Raw genomic sequence first — 5,430 nt, forward strand, 5'->3', positions numbered from 1 at the left:
TTGCAGGAAGACCTGTCCGACGTGGTACAGCGACAGGTAGAGCGCGAAGAGGGTGAGCAGCGCGGGACCGCTGAAGCGGTTCGCGACGACCAGAAGCGACACGCCGGCGCCCGCCCAGCAGGCACCGATCAACGCGGTGTCGCTCGCGTCGAGCCAGAAAAGCGAAGGATGGCTGAGCCAGGCAGCGTTGCCGAGCGTTCTCGTGAGCTCTCGCAGGTACGGTGCGGCCGGCAGGATGCCGTGACTGCCCACCAGTCCGCTGATCTGCACCGCCAGTGACACGAACGCACCGAGGTAAACGAGGCCGAGCGCGCGCAGAAAGAGGCCCGCAGTTACCTCGTAGCGGGCGGGCTCACGCTCCGAACCCCACGCGAGCCGGCTCAGGCGGAAGGCGAGCGGACGATGGCGTGCGATGAAGCGGTAGGCAGCTTCACTCGCCGCCGCGAATCCCGGCAGTCTGCGATAGAGCGCAAGCCAGATCCCGCCACCGCGGGTGTGTGTCAGCGTGAGGAACGCCGCTTCGGCGCCGCTCGCCCGGTGCCCATCAGCCGCCACGTATTGAACCGCGCGCTGGAAGTCCTCAACCGAGATTTCCGAATAGTCGCCCGCTACCTCCTGGTACGGTCGATAGCGCACGCGATCGCCGGTGAGCCGCTGCCAGTAGCGCGCCCAGTACGCGCAGAAGCCGCAGTCTCCGTCGTAGATGAGGACGGGCTTTGCGTCGGCGTCGAGGGCGGGGGCGGTCATCGCGTGTCGGCGACGGGATCGTGCTCATGATGATGGCGCTTGCGATGCCGAGAGCACAAACCAGCAGCGCGCGGTCCTTTGCCAGTCCCAGCACTGTCAGCACAACCATCTTCGCGGTGCAGAGGGGTGGCGGATCGCTGCACCCTACTGCCGGCGCACTACCCGGCGGACCACCCCCACGTTTCAGGGACTGGAGGGGATGAACATACGCTTCCCGCTAGTCACCCGTGCGATGTGGGCCAATGAGCTCCTCCGGATCGGTATCGGCGGGAAAGCCGCCGTATGCAGCGAAGAGGCCGCCGGGCCGGAAGAAAGGCAATGCGTTCTGAATGCGCTGCGCCAATGCTTCCAGCTTCTCGCGCTGTGGGACTTTCTGCTCCAGACGCACGAGCACGTCGGCGAGGCGTACCGCGTAGCTCAGTCCCTCTGCGGTATGCGGGAGTCCTCGCGTAGTGAGATCGGCCAGGTAGTCCGCGGCCTCCGAAATCGCCTGCTTCCTTTCGGCAGGCCGGCGCATCAACTGCTCGGCCCATAGGGCCGACCCGTCCGGTCGCTCGGGGAACCAGTTCGCAAGGTTGCGCAGCCAGTCGTAAAGCCGATCCAGCCGGTTGGCGCGCAACAGGATGATGCCGGCCACGGTGGCCGCCAGCGGGGAATCGAGCTTTTCGCGGACCATCTGCTCCAGCGTCGTTAGTTCGAACGCACTCACGGCCTCGCCTACGTCGGCCGTGCGGTAGCGGCTCCACATCTCCGCCGCGGCCCCAAGCAGGCCCGTGTTCCGCAGCGACAGATAGGCGTCCAAGCGGCTCAACCGTCGGCCGCTGCCGTCATCGAAGGAAACGTCGAACTCGATCGAGAAGATCGGCGGCGCATGCTTGTCGGTAGACAAGACGCAGGCATGGAGAGTCCCCGCGCCGTCAGAAGTCTGCAGCCAGTGGCCAACGTTGTCTTGCGCGTTCTCCACAAATTCCACGTCCACGCGATAAGTCCGTGTCTCCTCGTCCCGTTCCACCGAGTACAAACGCACCGCGTTTGCGTCGAGCCAATCCCGACGCCCGAGACGAAAGACCCGCAGCCGAGTGGTCCAGAACGCCGTTACGTTCTCGCTGCCGAAGAGGTCGTGCGCGATCTGATAGTCTTGTGTCCACACCCGTTCGCCCATTGGCGCATCGAGCGAGCGGGTGACTGTCAGAGCACGCTCGTGGAGCGCGCGCGAGTGCTCGGCCACGGGTGACGCTTCGCGCACACCTTTCGGTCCGATTCCGCGCACGGGTGGCGGAGTAGTGGGCGGAGTCCCGAGCATGTGCGGTCGATCGACGAAGGTGATCGCCTCGTTATCGACGATGCCGCTCAGTTTTACCGGTTGGCGCACCTGGGCCTTCGCTGCCTCGATCAACTCGATGACGCGGCGTTTCACGTATCCGTGCAGCGGGTAGAGGTTCACGGCACAAAGCGGTCCGGCGCAGTCCAGTTCCAGGTCAGGGGCACCGGCAAGGCCGTCGAGCAGGGCGCGGCCGAACAGCGACAGACCCTTCCCGGGCTCGGGCTGCTGGTAGGCCTGCTGTCCGGAGGCGGTGGCATAGAGTTGCGGTGCGACGCGCTCGGCATTGGTCAACGCCGATTCGTCTTCGGTCAGGATGGTCGCGCCCCTGAGGTTCTTGGCCCGCAGCGCCTGGTGGTCGTTGCGGCACGCGTCCAGAAAGAAGAAGTGGTGGCGCACCGCGAGCGAGGCGAGCCCCTTTTTGAGGTTGTCAGTGCTGATCGCGTCGTCCAGGCTCGGCGACGGCGGGGCGAGGTAGTCGCTCGGCAGCAGCACTTGGTGCTCCTGATGCACTTCGAGTCCGTGACCGCTGAAGAAGAACAAGGCGCGCGAATGCTCGGCGGCGGCAGCCGGCAGGCGATTCATGTGGTAGTGCCAGAACTTCAATGCCTTCTTGCAGTTGTCGAATGTCGGTTCCGCGCAATGTGTCTGCACGGTCGGATCGTGGGTAACCTCCTGCGCCGTGGGCGATAGCAGCAGCCAGCAGCGGGCGAGCGGACAGCCCGCGACGCGGAATGTCCCGTCGAGCCAGCGGAACACCTCGAACGCAGTCAGCGCCGACACGGCGAGCTGGCCGAGGCCGTAGGCTTCCTGCGCCGGGGAGGCACCACCCTCCAGATGCTCGTAGCGGCTCACCCCGATGACGACGGCGAAAGCGCCGGGCTGGCCTTCCTGCCAATTCGGGTTTACCCACAGGCCGGGCTCGCCGGCGGCCGGTTGCAGCTTCATGGCGTCCTCCAGCCCTGGGTGGCAGCGGCGTTCAGCTTCTCGGCAAATCTGCGGTAGAAGCTCGGGCGCTGCAGGTAGCCGCTGTGAGCGCTCGTGAGCGCCATCCCGCTGTCGTAGGGCTCGTCGGCCACGCCGTTGAATATGTCGGCCCCGGTGAAGCTCAGGAAATCGTTGTGATCCCATACGTTCCACCACACTCCGAGGTTTGCGTGGGGAAACGGCACCGGATTGCCCGACCGGTACGCCGGATCGTCCGCGAGGAACAGCTTCATCTCCTCGAACATGCCGACCTGGCTCGCGGTCGCGCACCAGAAGTCGATGCGCTGGTCCCGGTACTGCGCATCGCCCGGCAGGAAGTGCGACACGGCGTCGTAGACGATCTGGCCGCCCATGCTGTGACTCAGCACCACCAGCGGCTCGCCGCCGCGCCGCTCCTTGTTCTCCTGCGCGATACGAAACTTGTTGAGGAAGCGCTGCGGGATCTCGCCCGGCGCGCTTGCTTGGCCCCGTTTGGCCAGATAGGCGAAGACATCACCGATGAATATGCTGAGGAACTCGTTTAGCCAGGGCCGCAACTCGGCCGCCACCATCGACACCGAATAGGCGGGCAGATCTTTAGCCCGTTCCAGCGTTTCCCCCAGGCGGTCGGTGAGCGGCGCCAACCAGTCGGGCACACCCTGGCCGAGGAGTCCCCCGGGAGGCTCGACACGGCGGCGGACGTGGTCGAGTAGGGCGCGCAGCTCTCCCTCCGCCGTTGCCGCGCGCGCCAGCTCAGCGCGAATGAGTGGATCAAGGGCCACCTCGTCGGCAGCGATCGCCAGTTGCGCACGCTGCGCCGGATCCTCGATGGTCTTCGTGAAGAGTGCGGCGAGAAGGTCGCTCAACTGATCCGGGGGTAGATCCCTCAGCCGCAGCCGTGCGGCTGGTCCGGTTCGTGAGCCGCCTGCAATCAGTCCACCGGTCGCGGGGCCGGCAGGCGAAGACTGCGGCAAGCGCTTCAGAACCTCGCCATGCGCGTGCGCCGTCAGGGCACTTTCCAGGGCATCGGGCAATGCGCCTGCCGCGCCCTGCCCGAGCAGCCGGCTGCTCGGTCGTGATGCGCCGTCCCAGGCGAACCAGGCCGCCACATCGCCCCAGTACACGTCGTCGATCATTACCGTGCTGGGATCACCGGAGATCGCTGGCGCCACGTAGCGCTGCAGGTATGGCTTGAGCGCGAAAAACCCGTCCCGCGAGCGGGTGTTGACGCCGTGGATGTAAAGAATTGGCACCGGCTTCTCCCCGACAAATCTCGATTAGCTCGCCTCGAAGGTTCGAATCAGCTCGGCGGTCCGTTCGGCTTGCTCATTCCACTGCAGCTTCCGAAACCCTTCTTCGGAACGGCGCAGGATGACCAGACCTTGGTCGCGCTGGCCGGCGGCGCATAGCAGTTGACCGAGATCGAGTCCCACCATGCAGATGCCGTCCAGCCGGCCGAGCTTGAGGAGGATGTCGTAGGAGCGCGCCAGGTGCTCGTAGGCTTCCTGGTATTGCTGCGCGCCGAGCTCGACTCTCGCAATCTTCCAGAGCACGTTGGCGATCCCCTCTTGATCGCCCAGGCGCTCGTAGACCGGGAGCTGTTCTTCGGTGCGGATGCGCAGCGCCTCGTCGAGCTGCCCGCGATCGTGCAGGATGTCGGCGATTTTTCCCATCGTCACCGCCTTCTCGCGCACGTCGCCCAGGCGCTCGTAGACCGGGAGCTGTTCTTCGGTGCGGATGCGCAGCGCCTCGTCGACATGACCCTGCACCAGCTCCAGTTCGGCGACCTCGTCCCACCATGCCAAGCAGTGCTTGAGGACATACTCGTCCTGCGACCCCGAGGACGCGGCAATACGCGCGCGCAACTCGCGCAACCGTTCCGCCCGCTCCTGGGCGGACAATCGAGGGTCGACACCGAACTCCCAATCTCGGCGCGCCAGGGGACGGATCTCGACGGTGGTGAGTTCGGGAAAGGCAATGGTATCGCTGCGCCAATCGAAGAAGTCGGGCGCGCCCGTGGTGAGGGTACCCAGGAACCTGCGTGGCAACCAGAAGACGACGGCTTCAGGGACGTGCAACGGCCACTCCGCACGGCGAAGATTCAGGGCGCCCAGCAGGCGCTGCGCGTGCGCATCATCTGCAAGAGCGCCTTCGACCCCGACCACCATCACAGGCCCGGGCGGGCCATCCGCCAATGCCTTGACGACTGCATCGAGCACATCGTCGTCGGCGTCGGACAGCGCGACGCGGTGCAAAGTGACGGCCGGCATCGACGCTGAGAGGTTGGCTATGAACTGGTCGCGGCTGGCTGGTGCGTCACACGTGCAGACAAAAAGTGAAAACCCGCGGCTGCGCGCGATACCCCGCCGCAGCGCGCGAAACGCTTCGCCCGCCTG

At 65.8% G+C, this 5,430-nt stretch carries 4 protein-coding genes; all 4 read right to left on the bottom strand.

The genetic code is table 11. The features are described 5' to 3' along the window. On the bottom strand, positions 1 to 747 hold a 747-nt coding region (locus JNK68_07115; GenBank protein ID MBL8540126.1), incomplete at its 3' end, for a DUF393 domain-containing protein. Positions 748 to 964: 217 nt separating this feature from the next. Next, positions 965 to 3,016, bottom strand: coding sequence for a caspase family protein (locus tag JNK68_07120; protein ID MBL8540127.1), 2,052 nt, complete (start codon positions 3,014 to 3,016; stop codon positions 965 to 967). Beyond that, positions 3,013 to 4,287, bottom strand: a complete 1,275-nt coding sequence (locus JNK68_07125; GenBank protein MBL8540128.1) for a hypothetical protein — start codon at positions 4,285 to 4,287, stop codon at positions 3,013 to 3,015. The genes JNK68_07120 and JNK68_07125 overlap by 4 nt, the downstream gene beginning before the upstream one ends. Before the next feature lie 24 nt (positions 4,288 to 4,311). Continuing rightward, a partial coding sequence (locus JNK68_07130) for a tetratricopeptide repeat protein (GenBank protein MBL8540129.1) occupies positions 4,312 to 5,430 on the bottom strand: 1,119 nt, incomplete at its 5' end.

It is taken from the genome of Betaproteobacteria bacterium, assembly GCA_016791345.1.
GTDB lineage: Bacteria > Pseudomonadota > Gammaproteobacteria > Burkholderiales > JAEUMW01 > JAEUMW01.